This window comes from Actinomadura keratinilytica (assembly GCF_039539665.1).
In the GTDB taxonomy this organism is placed as follows: Bacteria; Actinomycetota; Actinomycetes; order Streptosporangiales; family Streptosporangiaceae; genus Spirillospora; species Spirillospora keratinilytica.
The window spans coordinates 1-18609 of the sequence record NZ_BAABDO010000124.1; the positions used below are offsets into that span (position 1 = coordinate 1).

Annotated in this window: 15 protein-coding genes and 1 pseudogene; 8 read left to right on the forward strand and 8 right to left on the reverse strand. The window is 74.0% G+C overall.

The window, feature by feature from the left end; translation table 11 throughout:
• Positions 1-93: 93 nt before the first annotated feature.
• Entirely contained in the window at positions 94-1104 is a 1011-nt protein-coding gene (locus ABD879_RS27320; protein ID WP_345024509.1) for an AAA family ATPase, read from the reverse strand.
• 944 nt (positions 1105-2048) lie between these two features.
• A complete protein-coding gene (locus ABD879_RS27325) occupies positions 2049-2846 on the reverse strand; it encodes a tyrosine-protein phosphatase (RefSeq protein WP_345024510.1) in 798 nt (265 codons plus the stop codon).
• 404 nt (positions 2847-3250) lie between these two features.
• Between ABD879_RS27325 and ABD879_RS27330 the strand changes: the two genes are divergently transcribed.
• Both ABD879_RS27330 and ABD879_RS27335 read left to right on the forward strand, forming a co-directional pair.
• Positions 3251-4345 carry a fatty acid desaturase family protein gene (locus ABD879_RS27330; protein WP_345024511.1) on the forward strand — a complete coding sequence of 365 codons (1095 nt, stop codon included), beginning with the start codon at positions 3251-3253 and terminating at the stop codon, positions 4343-4345.
• Positions 4346-4422: 77 nt separating this feature from the next.
• Complete coding sequence (locus ABD879_RS27335) at positions 4423-5241, forward strand: Fpg/Nei family DNA glycosylase (RefSeq protein ID WP_345024512.1); 819 nt, start codon at positions 4423-4425, stop codon at positions 5239-5241.
• Between the two features lie 43 nt (positions 5242-5284).
• Here the strand turns inward: ABD879_RS27335 and ABD879_RS27340 are convergent, their stop codons facing one another.
• The 3 genes from ABD879_RS27340 to ABD879_RS27350 all read right to left on the reverse strand — a co-directional run bounded on the left by ABD879_RS27340 (position 5285) and on the right by ABD879_RS27350 (position 8273).
• Positions 5285-6532 (reverse strand): isochorismate synthase, encoded by a 1248-nt coding sequence (locus tag ABD879_RS27340; RefSeq protein ID WP_345024513.1) that lies wholly within the window; start codon positions 6530-6532, stop codon positions 5285-5287.
• Between the two features lie 231 nt (positions 6533-6763).
• Positions 6764-7360, reverse strand: coding sequence for a biotin transporter BioY (locus ABD879_RS27345; protein ID WP_345024514.1), 597 nt, complete (start codon positions 7358-7360; stop codon positions 6764-6766).
• Positions 7361-7529: 169 nt separating this feature from the next.
• Entirely contained in the window at positions 7530-8273 is a 744-nt protein-coding gene (locus tag ABD879_RS27350; protein ID WP_345024515.1) for a spermine/spermidine synthase domain-containing protein, read from the reverse strand.
• A gap of 353 nt (positions 8274-8626) precedes the next feature.
• Here ABD879_RS27350 and ABD879_RS27355 point away from each other — a divergent pair, with 353 nt between their 5' ends.
• The 3 genes from ABD879_RS27355 (at position 8627) to ABD879_RS27365 (ending at position 11838) form a co-directional block, all read left to right on the forward strand.
• Positions 8627-9187 carry a hypothetical protein gene (locus ABD879_RS27355; RefSeq protein WP_345024516.1) on the forward strand — a complete coding sequence of 187 codons (561 nt, stop codon included), beginning with the start codon at positions 8627-8629 and terminating at the stop codon, positions 9185-9187.
• 239 nt (positions 9188-9426) lie between these two features.
• A complete protein-coding gene (locus tag ABD879_RS27360; RefSeq protein WP_345024517.1) occupies positions 9427-10215 on the forward strand; it encodes a carbonic anhydrase in 789 nt (262 codons plus the stop codon).
• Positions 10216-10227: 12 nt separating this feature from the next.
• Positions 10228-11838, forward strand: a complete 1611-nt coding sequence (locus tag ABD879_RS27365) for a SulP family inorganic anion transporter (protein ID WP_345024518.1) — start codon at positions 10228-10230, stop codon at positions 11836-11838.
• Positions 11839-11965: 127 nt separating this feature from the next.
• On the opposite strand, the gene ABD879_RS27370 is transcribed toward ABD879_RS27365, so the two are convergent.
• A complete protein-coding gene (locus tag ABD879_RS27370) occupies positions 11966-14050 on the reverse strand; it encodes an intein-containing Rv2578c family radical SAM protein (RefSeq protein ID WP_345024519.1) in 2085 nt (694 codons plus the stop codon).
• 269 nt (positions 14051-14319) lie between these two features.
• Between ABD879_RS27370 and ABD879_RS27375 the strand changes: the two genes are divergently transcribed.
• Both ABD879_RS27375 and ABD879_RS27380 read left to right on the forward strand, forming a co-directional pair.
• Positions 14320-15960 (forward strand): glycoside hydrolase family 10-like protein, encoded by a 1641-nt coding sequence (locus tag ABD879_RS27375; RefSeq protein WP_345024520.1) that lies wholly within the window; start codon positions 14320-14322, stop codon positions 15958-15960.
• Between the two features lie 58 nt (positions 15961-16018).
• Complete coding sequence (locus tag ABD879_RS27380; protein WP_345024521.1) at positions 16019-16234, forward strand: DUF3040 domain-containing protein; 216 nt, start codon at positions 16019-16021, stop codon at positions 16232-16234.
• Positions 16235-16704: 470 nt separating this feature from the next.
• Here the strand turns inward: ABD879_RS27380 and ABD879_RS27385 are convergent, their stop codons facing one another.
• The gene (locus ABD879_RS27385; RefSeq protein ID WP_345024522.1) at positions 16705-17265 is read right to left on the reverse strand and encodes a helix-turn-helix transcriptional regulator; all 561 of its coding nucleotides are present in this window, start codon (positions 17263-17265) and stop codon (positions 16705-16707) included.
• A gap of 202 nt (positions 17266-17467) precedes the next feature.
• On the opposite strand from ABD879_RS27385, the gene ABD879_RS33035 reads away from it, so the two are divergent.
• Positions 17468-17563, forward strand: coding sequence for an SRPBCC domain-containing protein (locus ABD879_RS33035; RefSeq protein ID WP_425549662.1), 96 nt, complete (start codon positions 17468-17470; stop codon positions 17561-17563).
• Positions 17564-17585: 22 nt separating this feature from the next.
• Here the strand turns inward: ABD879_RS33035 and ABD879_RS27390 are convergent.
• A pseudogene (locus tag ABD879_RS27390) lies at positions 17586-18609 on the reverse strand (hypothetical protein); the annotation flags it as partial.

Sequence of the window (18609 nt, forward strand, 5' to 3'; positions counted from 1 at the left end):
GGGTGGGGGTGTCGGCGGGTGGGTGGAAGGCAGGTTGGGGTGCCGGGGCGATTTCGGGTGGGGTGCCCCGGTGGGGGTGGGGGGTGGGGGTGGTCATGCGCTCACCGCGGCGCCGTGGTTCCAGACGACGCGGGGTGGGGGGACGGCGGCGAGGATCTGGGCGACGACTTCGTTGGTGTCGACGCCGTCGGCGAGGGCGTCGAAGGTGAGGACGATGCGGTGGGCCATGACGTCGCGGGCGACGGCGCGGACGTCGTCGGGGAGGACGTAGTCGCGTCCGTTGAGGAGGGCGAGGGCGCGGGCGGCGGCGACGAGGCCGAGGGTGGCGCGGGGGCTGGCGCCGATTTCGATGACCTGGCGCAGGTCGGGGAGGCGGTACTGGTCGGGTTCGCGGGTGGCCATGACGAGGCGGACGATGTAGTCGGCGACCAGTTCGTGGACGGAGACTTCGGCGGCGGCGCGTTGGAGGGCGGTGAGGCGGTCGGGGTCGAGGACGGGGGTGGCTTCGGGCGGGTCGACGCTCATGCGGCGCAGGATCTGGAGTTCTTCGTGGGCGCCGGGGTAGCGGACGTCGATCTTCATGAGGAAGCGGTCGCGCTGGGCTTCGGGGAGGGGGTAGACGCCTTCGGATTCGATGGGGTTCTGGGTGGCCAGGACGATGAAGGGGCGGGGGAGGGGGTAGGTGGTGCCGCCGAGGGAGACCTGGCGTTCGGCCATGACTTCCAGGAGGGCGGATTGGACTTTGGCGGGGGCGCGGTTGATTTCGTCGGCGAGGACGAAGTTGGCGAAGACGGGGCCGAGTTCGACGTCGAACTGTTCGGTTGAGGGGTGGTAGATGCGGGTGCCGACGATGTCGGAGGGGACGAGGTCGGGGGTGAACTGGAGGCGGGCGAAGGTGCCGCCGACGACGCGGGCGAGGGTGGAGACGGCGAGGGTCTTGGCGACGCCGGGGACGCCTTCGAGGAGGCAGTGGCCTTTGGCGAGGAGGGCGACGACCATGCGCTCGACCATGTGGTCCTGGCCGACGATGACTTTTTGGACCTCGCTCACGGTTTGCTGGAGGAGGGTCGCGGCCTGGTCGACATCGTGGGCGGCGGTGGTCATTGGGCGTCCTCACTGTCCTCGGAGTGGTTCCGCGGGGAGCGGCCGGGCGCTCCTTTCGACCCTACGCGATCACGTTTGCGGTGGTGTGCGGGACGAGTGGGTGCGGTGGGGTCTGGTGGTGGGTGTGGGTTGTTAGTCTGGCGGCCATGTCGAGGCCGCTGCCATCGGGTGATCCTGTTCAGCTTGGGCCGTATCGGTTGTCGGCGCGGTTGGCGGAGACGTCTGCCGGGGTGGTGTATCTGGGTGTGGATGCCGAGGGGCGGCAGGCGAGTGTGGCGGTGTTGAATCGGGGGGCCGCGGGGGATGCGGCGGCTCGGGATCGTTTTCGGGCGGCGATCGAGGCTGCGTGGCCGCGGTCTGGGCGGGCCGGTGAGGGGGATGGGGAGGCGGCGCCGGTGGTGGCGGCGCAGCCGGATGGGGCGGCGCCGTGGGTGGCGACGCGGTATGACGCGGATCGTCCTGATCGTGTGGGGGCGGAGCGGTTTTTGGATTCGGTGGTGTTGCGGGGGTCGTTTGGTGGGCGGTGGAACGGGCGGCGTCGGGGGCCGCAGTTTCAGCCGTATTGGTTGGGGGCGGGGGAGCCTGCTGTGGGGGAGGCGGTGTCGTCTGCTCCGGTGGGGGTGGTGTCGGGGGCGCGGCGGTCGGATCGGCCGTTGGTGGCGGCGATTGTGACGTTGGTGGCGGTGTTGGTGTTGTTGGGGTTGTTGCTGTTGGTGTTGTTCGCGTGTCAGCCGCGGGTAGGTGAGCCGCCGGTGGCGCCGCCGGATCCGCCGTCGCCGTCGCTGTCGCCTCCGTTGGTGCCGCCGCCGACGGAGGCGCCGCGCCCGTCGCCGAGTGCGACGTCTCCGTCTCCGTCGCCGTCTTCGCCGTCGCCGGGGCCGTCGGATGGTGGTGAGGGGGAGGACGGCGGCCCGGTGTGAGCGGGGTGTCGCCTTCGGCCGGGGTCAGGTGAGGAGGCGGTTGCGGAGGGCGGCGGTGTCGTCGTCGGTCCAGCCGTGTTGGGCGAGCCATTCGAGTGTGCCGCCGAATTCCTCGTCCACGCGTGCCAGGAATTTGTCCATGATGGCCGCGTGGGGTTCGTGGGTGTGGGCGGGGCGGGAGTCGAGGTCTGCGGCGTAGGTGTCGCTGGCGCGCAGTCGGGTCAGGATGGCTTCGAGTCGTTCGCCGGTCATGGCGTAGTCGGCGACGATGGCTTCGCGTGTCACCTGGGCCACTTCGAGGGCGAGTGCGCAGACGACGCCGGTGCGGTCTTTGCCGGCGGCGCAGTGGACGAGTGCGGCGCCGTCGGTGCGGGCCATGACGCGGAGGGCGGCCACGATGGAGTCGGCTCGGTTGTGCAGGTAGCCGAGGTAGTGGGCGATGGGGCGTTCGTGTTCGGGGCCGTCATGTTCGCGGTAGTGCCAGGGCAGGACTTTGTCGACGTCGACGGTGTCGGCGGTGACGTCGGTGTGTGCGCCGCCTTCGGCGAACAGTGACAGGTGGTGCAGCCGTACCGAGGGGATGCGGGTGAGGGGGCCGGGGCCTTCGAGGCGTACTTCGGCTTCGCTGCGCAGGTCGATGACGTTTTTGAGGGCGTGTTCGTCCAGCAGGACGCGGATGTCGGCGACAGAGAGGTTCTGCAGGTTGTCGGCGCGGAGCACTCGTCCGCGGCGTGTCTGGCGTCCGTCGAGTGTGGGGAGTCCGCCCAGGTCGCGGACGTTGACCGCACCGTCCAGTTCGATCCACCGAGTGCTCGCGTTCATGGCTTACGACCCTATATGCCGTTTGTGGGGGCGGTGGTGAGCAGGGGGGCGGGGCGTGCGGTGTGGTGGCGGTGGGGCGGGGGTGGCGGCTCGGGGGTAGGTCGGGGAGACCTTGGGGGGAGGGTTGTCCCTCTTTCGTTCGGGGGTTGGGCCCACCGTGGTTGGGGGAGCGGGCTCCCGTGCGTCCGGTGGCGGGCGGCGGCAGGCTGGCGGGTGCTGGTGATCATCCGGTACCGCAGGTGCCGGTCGGTGGGGTGACCCCAGACCTGGGAGCCATGCCGCGGTTGGCTCTGTGGCGGGGCGACCGTCGGGTTCGGGTGCGCATAGCGTCGCCAGAAGGTGATCACGGCGGTGGAAGGACGCCGCGCACCCCGCTTTGCCGTTCCGCGATCCACGGAGGTCTGATGCCCGCTGCCCTGCCCGCCACCGCCGCCGCCCGACGGGCCGGCGCTTCACCAGGCGGCCCGTCCGGTGGTTCGTCCGGGAGCGACTTCGCGCCGCTGGCGCGCGAGGTGCGCGCCGGCGGTCTGCTGGACCGCCGCACCGGCTACTACGTCCGCGACTTCGTGATCACCCTTGGCGGTACCGCCCTGGCCTGGGCGGCGGTGGCCTGGGCGGGGTCGTCGTGGTGGGTGTTGGCGCTGGCGGTGCCGCTGGCGCTGCTGTGGGCGCGCACCGCCTTCCTCGGCCATGACGCCGGGCACCACCAGATCGCCCGCACCGCCCGGTCCGGGTGGTGGCTGGGGCTGCTGCTGGGCAACCTGCTGCTGGGCATGGGCCAGTCGTGGTGGAACGACAAGCACAACCGCCACCACGCCCATCCCAACCATGTCGGCAAGGATCCCGATGTCGGGGAGGGCGTGCTGGTGTGGACGGCCGAGCAGGCCGAGCGGCGCCGCGGCGTCTGGGCGTGGTTGGCGCGGCATCAGGCGGCCGCGTTCTTCCCGTTGCTGCTGCTGGAGGGGTTCAACCTGAAGGTCAGCAGCGTTGTGCATCTGCGCTCGGGTGCCCGGCGGGCTGGGCGGAGTTGGCGTGACGGGCGCGGCGGGCGGCTGGTGGAGGCGGTGGCGTTGGCCGTGCACGCGGCCGGGTATCTGGGGCTGGTGTTCACGCTGATGTCCCCGGGCAAGGCGGTGGTGTTCGTGCTCGTCCACCACGCTCTGTTCGGTCTGCATCTGGGGTGCGTGTTCGCGCCCAACCACAAGGGGATGGCCATGCCCGGCCCCGGTGAGCGGTGGGGTCATCTGCGGCGGCAGGTGCTCACCTCCCGCAACGTGCGGGGCGGGGTGCTCACCGACTGGCTGATGGGCGGCCTGAACTACCAGATCGAGCACCATCTGTTCCCCAGTGCTCCGCGTCCCAGCCTGCGGCGGTTGCAGCCGCTGGTGCGGGCGCACTGCGCCCGGGTCGGCCTGCCCTACACCGAGACCGGTCTGGTGGACTCCTACCGGCAGGCGCTGCGGCACATGCGCGAGGTCGGCGCCGCCGTGCGCGACTGACCGTCGGCGACCGGCCCCGCCCGCCCGGTGCGAACCGGGCGCGGTGGAGATCACCGTGCGCCTATGCTGGGCCCGCTATGCCCGAAGGACACACCATTCACCGCCTGGCCGCCGAACACCGCACCCGGTTCGGCGGCCGGCCCGTGCGCGCCCACAGCCCCCAGGGGCGTTTCGCCGACGGCGCCCGCCTGATCGATGGTCAGGTGCTCGAGCACGCCGACGCCCACGGCAAGCATCTGCTGCTGTATTTCGCCCACGACCGTGTTCTGCACGTGCACTTGGGCATTTACGGTAAGTACGCCTTCGGGTCGCTGCCCGCGCCCGCTCCTGTGGGGCAGGTGCGGTTGCGCCTGACGGGGACCGGTGACGACGGCGACTACGCCGATCTGCGCGGCCCCAACACCTGTGAGCTGCTCGACACGCCGCAGGTGAAGCTGCTGCGGGACCGGCTGGGGCCCGACCCGCTGCGCGCCGACGCCGACCCGGACCGGGCCTGGCGCCGCATCAGCCGCAGCCGCGCCCCGATCGCCCAGCTGCTGATGGACCAGTCGGTGATCGCCGGCCCCGGCAACATCTACCGCGCCGAGGTGCTGTTCCGCGGCAACATCCACCCCGATCTGCCCGGGCGCGCCCTGTCGCGGTCGCAGTGGCAGGCGCTGTGGGACGACCTGGTGGTGCTGATGAAGGAGGGGGTGCGCGCCGGGCGGATCGACACCGTCCGCCCCGAGCACACTCCCGAGGCGATGGGCCGGCCGCCGCGTGTCGACGACCACGGCGGCGAGGTCTATGTGTACCGGCGCACGGGGCAGCCGTGCCTGGTGTGCGGCGCGGCCGTGCGCGCCCGCACCCTGGCCGGACGCAACCTGTTCTGGTGCCCTACCTGCCAGCCCGGGTGACCTGCCGGCCCGAGTGACTGTCGGCCCGGGGGAGGGGCGGGGCTCAGCCCTGCAGGGCGTAGCGCATGGCGCGGAACTTGTTGTGCGCCTCGGCCAGTTCCGCCGCCGGGTCCGAGTCGGCCACGATGCCGCATCCGGCGAACAGCCGGGCCCGGGTGCCGTCCAGTTCGGCGCACCGCAGCGCGATGCCCCACTCGCCGTCGCCGCGGGCGTCCACCCAGCCCACCGGGCCGGCATACCGGCCCCGGTCCATGGCTTCCAGGTGCCTGATCAGTTCCAGGGCGCGGTCGGTGGGCGTCCCGCACACCGCGGGCGTGGGGTGCAGCGCCTCCACCACGTCCAGCACCGACCGCTCGCCGTGCAGGCGTCCCCGCACCGGGGAGGCCAGGTGCATCACGTTGGGCAGCGTCAGCACCTGCGGGTCGTCGGGCACGCTCAGTTCGGCGCACAGCGGCGCCAGCGCCTCCCGCACCATCTGCGCCGCATAGGCGTGCTCGTGGCGGTCTTTGGCCGAGGCAAGCAGGCGTGCGGCGCGTGCGGTGTCGTCGGCCGGGTCGGTGCCGCGTGCGGTCGTGCCCGCCAGCACCAGCGACTCCACCTCCTCGCCGGTCCGGCGGATCAGCAGTTCGGGGGTCGCGCCGACCAGCCCTGCGCAGGCGAAGGTGTAGCAGGCGGGGAACCGCTGGGCCAGCCGCGCCAGCAGCACGCGTGCGTCGATCGGCTCGGCCGCCTGCGCGTACAGGTCGCGGGCCAGCACCACCTTGCCCAGCCGCCCGGTGCGGATGTGCTGCACCGCCGCGGCCACGGCGCGCTGCCAGCCCGGGGCGCTGAGCGCGCCGTCGCTCCAGGTCAGCTGTGACGGTGCGGTGAGCGGATCGGCGGACTCCACCGGGCGCGCCGCCGGGCCGGACGCCTCGCCGATCGTGGTCAGCCATGCCCGGCCGCCGCGCCGCCCGAGCACGCGCCGCGGCACGATCACCACCGAGCCGCCCGAGGCGGGGTCGAAGGCGAAACTGCCGAACGCCACCGGGCCCGACCCCGGCACGCCCAGCGGGTCGTCCACACGCGCCCCGCCGAACAGCTCGGCCAGAAGGCCTTGCACCGCGGTGAAGCGGCCCGGACCGGCCGGGACCGTCAGCCGCGCCGCCTCCCCCCAGCCCACCAGGCCCTCGCCGTGCCGGACCCACGCCAGCGCGGACGGATGCGGAAGACAGCTGATCAAGTCGCCTGGATCGTCGATCTCGACGGTGTGCACGTCGAGACGGTCCGGCGCGGTCACGGCGAGCCTCACGCGGCCCACTGTACGGCACTTTTGAACCCGTTCAAACAGGGGTGGCCGGTGGTCGTTCTGAGGCGTGCGCCACAGTCCGCCCCGCCGCGTGCGGGCCGCCGAGGCGGGCCCGCGCGGGCACCGGGCAGGGCCCGGAAAGGCGACCGCCCGCCCCGGGGCGGCACCCGGGACGGGCGGATCGGCAGACCCGAATCGGCAGTGCGAACCGGCAGTGCAAACCGGCGGGCGGGGTCAGGCGGCGCCGTCGCGGCGGGTGCCCAGCAGCCGCCACGCCGTCGGCAGCAGCCCCGCCGCCAGCAGCACCTTCAGCGCGTCCCCGATCAGGAACGGCGCGACGCCCAGCTCCAGGGCCCGGCCGAGGTCCACGCCCAGCGCCGCCATCAGGTACGGCACGCCCGCCGCGTACATGATCACGGTGCCGACCAGCATGGTGCCGACCGTGCGGACCGGGGTGCGGTCGCCGCCCCGCTCGGCCAGCCGGCCCACCACGGCCGCCGCCACCACGAAGCCCAGCACGTAGCCCAGCGACGGCGACCCGGCGCCCGAGGAGCCCTCGGCGAACCACGGCACCCCGGCCAGGCCCGCCGCCAGGTACAGCACCATCCCCAGCGCCGCGCGCCCCCAGCCCAGCGCCGCACCGGCCAGCAGCACGGCGAACGTCTGCCCGCTGACCGGCACCGGCGTCCCCGGGATCGGCACGGCGACCTGCGCGGCGACGCCGACCAGCGCCGCCGAGCCGACCACCAGCGCGGCGTCGCGTGCCAGCGAACCGGGCAGCAGATCACCCAGGACGGCCGCACGCCGCCGGGCCACATGAGCGGTAGCCACAGAACCTCCCTCGCTTAACGACAGCCCGAAACTAGCGAACCAGGCGCAAGCTGGAGGATCCGGCATCCCTACAGAATCCGGCCCCGGTTTCTTGTCGCCTCCGCACTACCCCCGCCCGCCGCGCCGCCTGCACGCCGCCTGCGGGCCGTCGCGTGAGTCCCGGGGGCGGTCACGCTTCGGCGGCGTCCCGCAGGCCGCGCGCGAGGTAGACCACGTCGGGCTCGCCGCGCGGCACCGGCACCCGCCGCACCCGCACATCGGCGAAACGCCCCCGCAGCAGCTTCTCGAACGCCGGAGCCGCGGCCGCGCTCCACACCGCCAGCACCCCGCGCCGCGACATGCGCGCGGCCACAAGATCCAGCCCCGCCGCCCCGTACAGGCGCGCGTTGGACGCGGTGACCGTCCAGTCCGGGCCGTTGTCGATGTCCAGGCACACCGCGTCGAACACCTCGCCGGCCGCGGCGTCGCCCGCCGCGTCGGGCCCGCGGCCGGGGGACTGGGCGCCGGGGGAGCCGGACAGCCACTCCAGCAGGTCGGCGCAGTGCACCCGCACCCGCGGATCCTCCAGCGCCCCCGCCGAGCAGTGACGCAGATGCGTGCGGTGCCAGGCGATCACCGCGGGCTCCTTCTCCACCACCGTCACCGCGGCCACCTGCGGCAGCGACACCGCCTCGGCCAGGGAGAACCCCACCCCCAGCCCGCCCACCAGCACCCGCACCGGCGCCCGCAGATCCGCCACCGCCGCGCGCACCAGCAGCCGCTCGGACCGCCCGTCCCGGGTGTCCATCAGGAACACCCCGTTGCTGATGATCTCGTGGTGCTCCCCGCACCTGCGCAGCACCAGCTCGCCGTCCCCGCCCCGCGCGCGTTCGACGACGACGGGCCGCTCCTGCTCACGCGCCAACCCCGGCATGCCCCCGAGCCTATCGGCGATCCGCTCCACGTGATCTCCGCGACCTGACCCGCCGGCCTGAATTCGCTGACCCCGCCGACACGCCCCCACCGGCCGCGCCCCCGGGCCGCCCCGGCGGCGCGCCGGCATGCACGCCCCGTGTGACCTGCGCGTCGCGCCACCTCGCACCGCGACGGCCACCCGCCAACCGGAATGTGATCTTCAACATGTTTAACGCGGCGATAACCTTACAGTGGCCAGGCTGCCTTATCGTAACCATCAGATCACTGTTCGGAACCGGTCCGTGCGACCGGACGCACCATGCCGACATCCGGGGACCGAGCCCCGGGGCCGACACGATGAGGGGGCCGGCGGTGACACTGGCGCGAACGCTCACTCGGGCGTCGGCCGTACTGTCCTGCCTGCTGGCCGGGCTGGTGGTGCTCATCGCGGGACTGTCCCCGCACGCCACCGCCTCCGCGCACCCCGACGCCCACGCCCGCACCGACACCGCCCCACGCGCGATCGGCGCCCTCGCCGAGGGCACCTTCACCGAGGGCACCTTCACCGGCGGCACGCGGCCCCAAGGACGCGTCGCCGCAGCCGCCGCGGCCCACGACACCCCCCGCACCACCGCGGCCCGCGCCGCCGCACCCGGCAACGCCGCCATCGGCGCCGAACGGGCCGGCACGGGGCAGGCCTGCCAGAACCACGACCCCGTCCAGGTCCCCCTGCACGTCTCCCACCTGCGGCTGCGCGGCGTCGCCACCGACAACCGGCCGCTGCACGGCCCCGACTGCGTCCTGGCACCCCACCTGGACGGCACCCACGCACTCACCCTCCACCGGCCGCACGGCTTCGACGCCCGGCCCCGCTGCCTGACCCGCAGAACAGCCGCGCAGACCACCGCGCTGCTGCAGGTGTTCCGCTGCTGACGACCGCCTTCACCCGCCCCCGGCCGCCGGGGGCGTCTCCACCCGCCACGCGGCGGTGACACCGCCCGCGCGGCGCGGCCCGCCGTGCACCGGCACCCGGCCCCGCGGCGCCCACCACGGTGAGCGCCGCCGGCCGACGCCGCCGCACGCGCACCACCCCACCACCGCCGACCCCGACCGACCGTTACTCCATCGATCGCGCACGCCCGCAGACGGCGGCGCCCTTGGAGGTACTCGCCATGCACTCTCTGATCGAACATGCCCGCGCCTTCCCCGCCCGCGCCGACGCCGACGGCTGGCACCTGGCGCCGCTTGCCGCCGGCCAGTCCCCGCAGGTGCTGTTCATCTCCTGCTCGGACTCACGGGTCATCCCGTCGCTGATCTGCCGCGCCCTACCAGGCGAACTGTTCGAACTGCGCACCGCCGGCAACATCGTGCCCGCCTACAGCCTGGACCGGCCCAGCGGCGAGGCCGCCACCATCGAATTCGCCGTCCAGGTCCTGCGGGTCAACGACATCGTGGTATGCGGGCACTCCCACTGCGGCGCCGTCGGCGCCCTGGTCCGCGGCGACGACCTGACCACCGTCCCGGCCCTGGCCCGCTGGCTCGCCGACACCACCGCCGAACACGACACCGCCGAACACACCAGCACTGAACACGACACCACTGAACACCGAACCACTGAACGCACCACTCCTGAACACGGAACCGGTGGACCGGACACCGGCCGCCACGCACCCGGCACACCACAGCAGACAGCCCACCAGGCGACCCACCAGGCAACCCACACGACAGCCGACGACACATCCGACGACACATCCGACGACACATCCGACGACGACGAAACCGCCCTCACCGCCGCCGTACAACGCCACGTCCTCGCCCAACTCGACCGCCTCCGCGGCTACCCCGCCGTCCGCACCCGCCTCGCCGACGGCACCCTCACCCTGCACGGCTGGTACTACCAGGTCCACACCGGGACCGTGTACGCCCACCGACCCTGCGACGGCACCTTCACGCCGCTGTAAAGGACCGAAACATTGACCGGCAAGCGCAACGTGACCCCCGGCACCCGCGCCGACACCCAAGCCGGTGCCCATGACAACCCCGCCGCGACCGACGCCCCCACCGGCCGCGGCACCCGACACCACCGCGGCGGCGGGCGACTGGCAGTCCCCGCCGCACTCCGCCACGACCTGCCCGCCTCCCTGGTGGTGTTCCTGGTCGCCGTGCCGCTGTGCGTCGGCGTGGCCGTCGCCTCCGGCGTCCCCGCCGAACTCGGCCTGATCACCGGCATCGTCGGCGGCCTGGTCACCGGTCTGCTGCCCGGCAGCAGCCTGCAGGTGTCCGGCCCCGCCGCCGGACTGACCGTCCTGGTGTACCAGGCCGTCCAGCAGTTAGGACCGCCCGCCCTGGGCGTACTCGTCCTGGCCGCCGGGCTGCTGCAGATCCTGCTGGGCGCCCTGCGCCTGGGCCGCTGGTTCCGCGCCACCTCCATCGCCGTCGTCGAGGGCATGCTCGCCGGCATCGGCCTGACCCTCATCGCCGGACAGCTGTACGCGATGGCCGACACCCCCGCCCCCGACTCCGGCCCCGCCAAGATCGCCGGACTGCCGGGGCTGGCCGCCGACGCCCCCACCACGCCCGGCGCGCCCGCCGCGCTCGGCATCGGCGCCGCCACCATCGCCGTCCTGGCCTGCTGGCACCGGCTGCCCGGCCCGGTGCGCGCCGTGCCCGGACCGCTGGCGGCCGTCGCGCTGGCCACCGCCGCCGCGGCCGCCTTCGACCTACCGGTCGACCGGCTCCAGATACACGGACTGGCCGAGGCGATCCAACCGCCCGGCACCGCCGAACTGGCCCTGCTGGCCGACGTGACCGTGCTGGGCACCGTCGTGGCGTTCACGCTGATCTGCTCGGCCGAAAGCCTGTTCAGCGCCGCCGCCGTCGACCGCATGCACGACGGCCCCCGCACCGACTACGACCGGGAACTGGTCGCCCAGGGAACCGGCAACGCCGTGTGCGGCGCGCTGGGCGCCCTGCCGATGACCGCGGTGATCGTGCGCAGCGCCGCCAACGTCCAGGCCGGCGCCCGCACCAAGGCCTCCCGCGTCCTGCACGGCGTGTGGCTGCTGGTGTTCGCCGCCGCCTTCCCCGCCGTCCTGCAGGCCATCCCCCTGGCCGCACTGGCCGGGGTGCTGGTGCACGCCGGATGGAGACTCATCCCGCTGCCGCAGATACCGAGGCTGTGGCGCGAGCACCGCGGCGAAGCGGTCATCCTGATCTGCACCGCCACCGCCGTGGTCGCCCTCAACCTGTTCGAGGGCGTGCTGCTGGGACTGCTGCTGGCCGTGCTCAAGACCGCCTGGGAGACCTCCCAGGTGCACCTGGACGTCGACGACACCGGCACCGGCCCCATCCGCGTCCGCCTCAGCGGCAACGCGACCTTCCTGCGGCTGCCGAAACTGCTCGACACCCTCGAGGGCCTGCCGCGCGACCGGCGGATCGAATTGCACCTGTCGGGCCTGCGGCACCTGGACCACGCCTGCCGCACCGCCCTGGTGAACTGGGCGGAGACCGGCCGCGACACCGCTGACACCGCGTCCGGTTCCCGCGGCGGCGTGGAACTGCTCGGCGCCTGCCCCGACCGATGACCCCCACCGCACCCGGCCGCAGCCCCCGCAAGCGGTCTGCCCGCAAGGCATGCCCGCCGGGGGCTGCGGCCCCTTCGCCAAGGTCACATCGCCAGGGTCACATTCGTCAGGGTCACATTCGTCAGGGTCACAGCAGCGACAGCTGCTGCGGCCCGCCGGACGACGGCCCGCCGGAGGGCCGGGGCCCGGGCGGGGCCTGGCCGCGGTGCCCGGCAGAGCGGCGGTCGATGCCGTACTTGGCCGCCAGCTCCCGCACCCGCTGCGAGATCCGCTCCTGGAACTCGCGCGGCGCGTACGCGCCGCCCCGATACAGCCGCGCATACGGCACCACCAGGTCGGGACGGTGCTCCCGCAGCCACGCCATGTACCACTCGCGCGCCCCCGGCCGCAGATGCAGCGTGATCGCCGTCACCGACGTGGCGCCCGCCTCGGCGATCCGCCGGACCGTCTCCTCCAGCTGCGCGGGGGAGTCGCTCACATAGGGCAGCACCGGCCCCATCACCACCCCGCAGCGCACACCCGCGTCGTTGAGCGCCGCGCACACCTCCAACCGCTTGTCCGGCGCGGGCGTGCCCGGCTCCACCAGCCGCCACAGCTCCCGGTCCACCGACCCCACCGACACCGCCGCGCCGACCTCGGTGCGCCGGGCCGCCTCCACCAGCAACGGCACATCCCGCAGGATCAGCGACCCCTTGGTCAGGATGGAGAACGGGTTGGCGGCGTCCCGCAGCGCCTCCAGGATCGGCGGCATCAGCCGGTAGCGGCCCTCGGCGCGCTGGTAGCAGTCGACGTTGGCGCCCAACGCGATGTGCTCGCCGCGCCAGCGCGGCGAGGCCAGCTCCCGGCGCACCAGCTCGCCCGCGTTCACCTTCACCACGATCTTGGAGTCGAAGTCGGCGCCCGCGTCCAGGTCCAGGTACTGGTGCGAGCGGCGCGCGAAGCAGTTGTGCGACACCACCCCGTCGGCGATGAAGTCCCCGGTGCCGGTGGTGATGTCGTACAACGGCGCCTGCAGGCCCAGCGGCTCGACCGACACCACCTCCAGCGACGCCTCGCCCGCCACCGCCGCGCCCTCCAGCGGCCACCTGGACGCGGCCGCCGGGCCGACCGCGTGCAGGAACCGCAGCCGCTCCCGCAGCCCGCCGGTGAGGCGGACACCGCGCGGCGCCGCCCCGGCACCGGCGTCGGTGCAGTCGGTGGTGGGATCGAGTGTGTGGGCGAACCCCAGCTCGGCCAGCGCGCGGCGCAGCATGCCGAACATCTCCGCGTCGGCGACCGCGATCCGCGACACCGCGTGGTCGCCGCCGGCGCCGGTGTCGAACAGCCCGGCGAGCAGACCCGTCTGCCACGCCCGCGACGGCCGGCGCGGACACCGGGCCGGCCGCTCGGCGGCGGCCACCGCCACGGCGCCGCCGACACCGGCCCCCTCACCACCGCGCTCCGCCGGCCCGCGCAGAGCCTCGCAGTGGACGCCGAAATGCTCCAGGTAGCGGCGCACCCTGGCGAGCACTTCGGCATCACCGGCGGGCAGCCCGACGACCTGGTGCGGGCCGGCCTGCCCGCGACCCTGCCCCTGCCCGCGACCCTGCCCGTGTCCGTAAGCGTGCAGCACCGCGTACAGGTACCCGCGGCGGTAGTCGTCGTCGACCTTCGGCGGCGCGGCGAAACGCCCGGTGCCGACCAGCACGTCGCCCGGCGCCAGGTGCGGACGCCGCCGCTCCCCGGGCCCGCCGCCGGTGACGTGCCTCCAGCCGCGGCCGGTCAGGAACCGGTGGTCGCCGCTGGTGACCAGCCGGGTGCCGTCCCGCAGCGCGACCCGGTGCGCGGGCTTGACCGTCTGCCAGTGGTCGAGGACCTGCGTCACCACCAAGCGGCGGTGGCGCCCCTCGCGGCGCGTGCCGTAGACGCGGTCGCCGACGCGCACCTCCCGCAGAGGCTTGGTGCGGCCGTCGGCCATCAGGATCGGGGTGTCACCGGAGCAGCAGTAGACGCACGCGTGCGAGCAGCCGCGGTAGGGGTTGACGGTCCAGCGGAACGGCATGCGGGAGGCGGCCGGGACGCGGTTGATGATCGAACGGGCCTGCACCTCGTAGAAGGTCATGCCGCGGAAACCGGGCGTGTCGAACGTGCGGGCGATCGCGCGGCGTTCGATCAGCGGCGCCGCCGGGCCGGGCCCGGCACCGTCGTCGAGCCGCAGGTTGTCCCAGCGCATCGGCACGCACCCCCGTTCCATCGAACATCCGGACGATAGAACGGACGTTCGAATTTTGCAACTTTGCGTGACCGTCCGCCGACCGCGACCACCGGACCGCAAACGCCGACGACGCCCGCCGGTGACACCCGCACCGCGCGGGCGGCGGCACAAGCGCGCGACCGGGCGAAACAAAAGAGACGAACGCGGCCCATCGGGACGTCCAGGCATCACACGCGCATCGCCGTTTGGCGCCGAGCACGGCAACGCGTGCGTAACAATGGCTCGTCATGGTCTGGACGAACAAGGGGACGCCGGGTGCCATCGCGCGGGCGCTGGCCGCGGGCGCACTGGCCACGGGAACGCTGACCGCGTCCGCCGGGTGCGTGCCGGCACTGGGCGGCGCCGACGAACGCAAGGCGGGCGACAGGGCGCCCGGCGTCGCGGCCGCCGAATGCCCCGACGCGCCGAGACCCGACGGGACCAAGGGCCGCCGACTGCGCGGCATGTGGATCGCCACCGTCGGCAACATCGACTGGCCCAAGGACGGCCACCGCGCCGCCGACCAGCAGAAAGCCGACTTCCGCAAGCTGCTCGACCACGCCCGCGCGATGAACCTCAACGCGGTGTTCGTGCAGATCCGCCCCAACTCCGACGCCTTCTACGACTCCCCCTACGAGCCGTGGTCGCAGTGGATCACCGGCACGCCCGGCAAGGACCCCGGCTACGACGTGCTGAAGTTCATGCTGGACGAGGCGCACGCCCGCGGCCTGGAGTTCCACGCCTGGTTCAACCCCTACCGGGTCAGCCGCCAGGGCGATGTGAACAAACTCGCCCCCGACAGCCCCGCCCGCCGCCACCCCGACTGGGTGCGCAAGTACGGCAAGGGCCTGTGGTACGACCCGGGCCTGCCCGAAGTGCGGGACCTGGTGGTCAAGGCCGTCATGGACGTGGTCCGCAAGTACGACATCGACGCGGTCCACTTCGACGACTACTTCTACCCCTACCCCGAGGCCGGCGCGGGGGAGTTCCCCGACCAGGCCACCTACAAGACCTACGGCAAGGGCATGGGCAAGGACGCCTGGCGCCGCCAGAACGTCGACACCCTCGTCAAGACCGTGTCCGAACGCGTCCACCAGGCCAAGCCGTGGGTGCGTTTCGGCATCAGCCCCTTCGGGGTGTGGCGCAACGACACCAGCGACCCCGCCGGGTCGCCCACGCGCGCCCTGCAGAGCTACGACGACATCCACGCCGACACCCGCAAATGGATCCGCGAGGGGTGGATCGACTACGTCACACCCCAGCTGTACTGGACCATCGGCGACCCGCGCGCCGACTACGCCAAGCTGGTGGAGTGGTGGGCCCGCCAGGTGCAGGGCACCAAGGTGCAGCTGACGATCGGGCAGGCCGCCTACCGCGTCGGAAAGGACGCCGCCTGGCGCAAGCCCGACGAGCTGTCGCGGCACCTGAAACTCAACGCCCGCTACCCGCAGGTGCGCGGCGACGTGTACTTCAGCGCCTCGGACCTGGTGGAGAACCGGCACGGGTTCGCCGCCCGGCTGCGCAACGACCACTACACCACCCCCGCGCTGCCGCCCGTGGCGCCCGCGGCCGCCGACAAGAGCAAGGCCGGGGACGGGCCCGCACCCGCCCACAGCGTGCGCGCCGAAGCCACCGACGGCGGTGTGCGCGTCACCTGGGGCGCCTCCGAAGACGCGGCGGGTTATGCGGTGTACCGGGTGGACGGCGAACGTCCCGGGTGCGCCGGCGTCGCCCCCGAGGCGCTGCTGACCGCGGTGCGCGGCGGCGGCATCCTCGACCCGACCGCCAAGGCCGGCCGCACCTACACCTACTACGTCACGGCCGTTGACCGCATGCAGCGTGAGAGCGCTCCCGCACGGGGCGCGACGGTCACCGCCCGACGGGGATAATGATCTTGAAGCCGGGGCAGAAACAAGGCACTTCAATCCGCCCCCGGAGGTATGTGGCATGGCGCTGTCGATGGAGGAGCAGCGGATCCTCGCCGAGATCGAGACCCGCCTCAGCGAGGACGACCCGCGGCTGGCCCATCGCCTGTCGAAAGCCGGCGCGAAGGTGGGCCGGGCGCGGCGGCGCCGCCGGATCCGCCTGGTCGCGGCCGCGGCGGTCGCGGTGCTGGCGGTGCTGACGGCGGTGGCCGCGGCGGTGCTCACCGCGATCTCATAGCAGGACGGGTGTTGCGGCCGGTCCGGTCCGTCACACCCGCCCTGCTATGAGAGGCCCCGGCGGGCGTGTCGCCCGCCGGGGCCCGGACGTTCAGGCCGGTGTGGTGGTCGCCTCGCGGCGAAAGGCACAACGAGGCTCCTGCCCGAGCCGTACGGCCCGGCGGTATTCCTCGAAGGCAAAGGGTAGAGCCCGGGGGACACATGCCACACCGACACCAACCACGATAACGGCACCGCAGGGGTGCTCACTCCCACCGATGGTCCGCCGCGGCCGCCTGACCCGGCGGCGTGGGGCATGTGAGGCGCGTGCACCCGCCTGGTCAGGGGCGTTTCGTCCTGTGCGGCGGGCCGCGACCTGCGAGCCGCCGCGCCCGGGAAAGTGGCCGACGCCACCGGTATCAGGCGCCCTCGGCGGCCCGCCCGGTGCCGTCTCCGGTCGTCCGGAAAGGGCGCGCGGCGCACCGCACGCCGTCAACGGGCACCGCGCCGCGCCCCGCGCGGACCGTCGTCGGCGGGTGCCCGCGGCAGCGGCACCCGCAGCGCCGCCGTCAGCCCGTCCAAATCGCGGGCGGGGACGGCGCGTCCGGCCAGGTAGGCGGCGCCGATGCGGTCGACGCGGAACATCCGCGGCCCGTCGCGCATGCGGCACCAGCCCACCAGGTACTCGGCGTGGGGGCCCAGCACCAGGCACTGGGGTTCGACGTCGCGCAGGCTGCGCGCACCGGACCGGTCGGTGTAGGCCAGGCGCACCACGCGGCGGGAGCGCACCGCCGCCGCCAGCGTGTCGCGCACCGGGCCGACCAGCGAGGCGGCCTCGCTCAGCGGCGGCGGCGCGGGCTCGGCGGTCAGGACGTGGCCGCGGCCCCGCCTGGACCGCACCGGCAGACCGCCGTGGATCAGCAGCTCCAGGTCGCGGCGCACCGTGCGGGCGCTGACGCCCAGCCGCTCGGCCAGCTCGCCGGAGGTGAGGGGTTCGGGGGCGGCGGCGCGCAGTTCGGCGATGAGAACCAGCAGCCGGTCCACGCGATCCACGCCTTCATGGTCGCCGACGCCGCCGGCGTTGTCCCTTCCCTGCGGGTTCGTTTCCCGGGCCGACGCCCGCGCGCCGGTCGGGCCCATGCCCGTGCGCATTCGGGGGGGGGGGGGGGGAGGTTGCCGGTGCGGCGGCGACCCCCTAGCACACGACCAAGCCGACAAGGACATCGGCAAGGACTACGACACCCTGCCCCTCACCGTGGCCGCCGACTTCGACGCGCCCGTCGAGCGGGTGTGGCGGCTGTGGTCCGACCCGCGCCTGCCGGCGCGCTGGTGGGGAGGGGCGCCCGCCTGACGGGACGCGGCCCGCGGGGCGGTCAGGCCGACAGCTCGGCGGCCAGGCCCTCCAGGTCGGCCGCGGTCAGCGTCAGCACGTCGGCGCTGTCGAGCGCCTGCGTGGCGTCGGCCCGGCCGAGGTGGCGGGTGACGGCGCGATCCAGGTAGGTCTCCACCAGCCGCGCCCCGGTCAGCCGCCCACGGCCGCGCAGCCCGCCCAACTCGCGGTGCGCGACCTCCCAGGCGTCCGGGCCCAGCCGCAGCCGCCGCTCCTCGGCCAGCAGCGCCAGCAGGCCCGCGCGCACCCGCGGCTCGCCCATGTCCGGCAGCCGCACCGCGCGCAGGTCGGCCATCAGCTCCGGCGCCGCCGCCGACAGCTCGGCCACCCGCGCCGGCTCGCACGTGGCCAGCAGCGTGGTGTCGCTGACGCCCTCCAGCCTGGCCTCGTACAGGTGCTCGGCGTAGGCGGCGCCCTGCGGATCGTCGAGGACCAGCGCGTCCAGGCCGTCCAGCAGCAGGGTGTGCCCGGCGTGCTCCTCCAGCACCCCGCGCAGCCCGGCGGGGCCGCGGCCGCGGACCTCCTCGGCGTGCACGCCGTGCACCTGCCCGCCGGCCACCCCCACATCGGCCAGCGCGCGCGACACCATGCGCGCCAGCCGCCGCTGCCCGCTGGACGGCGCGCCGATCAGCAGCAGCGCCGGCATGGACGCGGTGGACACCTCCTGGCCGCGCAGCCGCTGCGCCCACTTGCCGCGCCGCCGCACCTCGGTCACGACGCGTTCGATGTCGTCGGCGCCGCACAGGAACCGGATGCCGTAGGCCTCGGCGATCTGCGGGCCGGACTCCAGCGACGGCGCGGGCGGCACCGGCGGCGGCGGTTCCGACACCGGTGCGGGCGGGGGAGGCAGCGGATCGCGCGAGGTGGCCTCCGGGTCGGCCTGCGCGGCGAACGGCGCCGGGTCCAGCTGCGTGGCCTCCACCTCCGCGCCGCCCGCCCCCTGCCGCCCGTCCCCGGGCGCGGCGGAGGGCGGGGCCGCGTCCGGCCACACCGACGCGGTCGGCGGC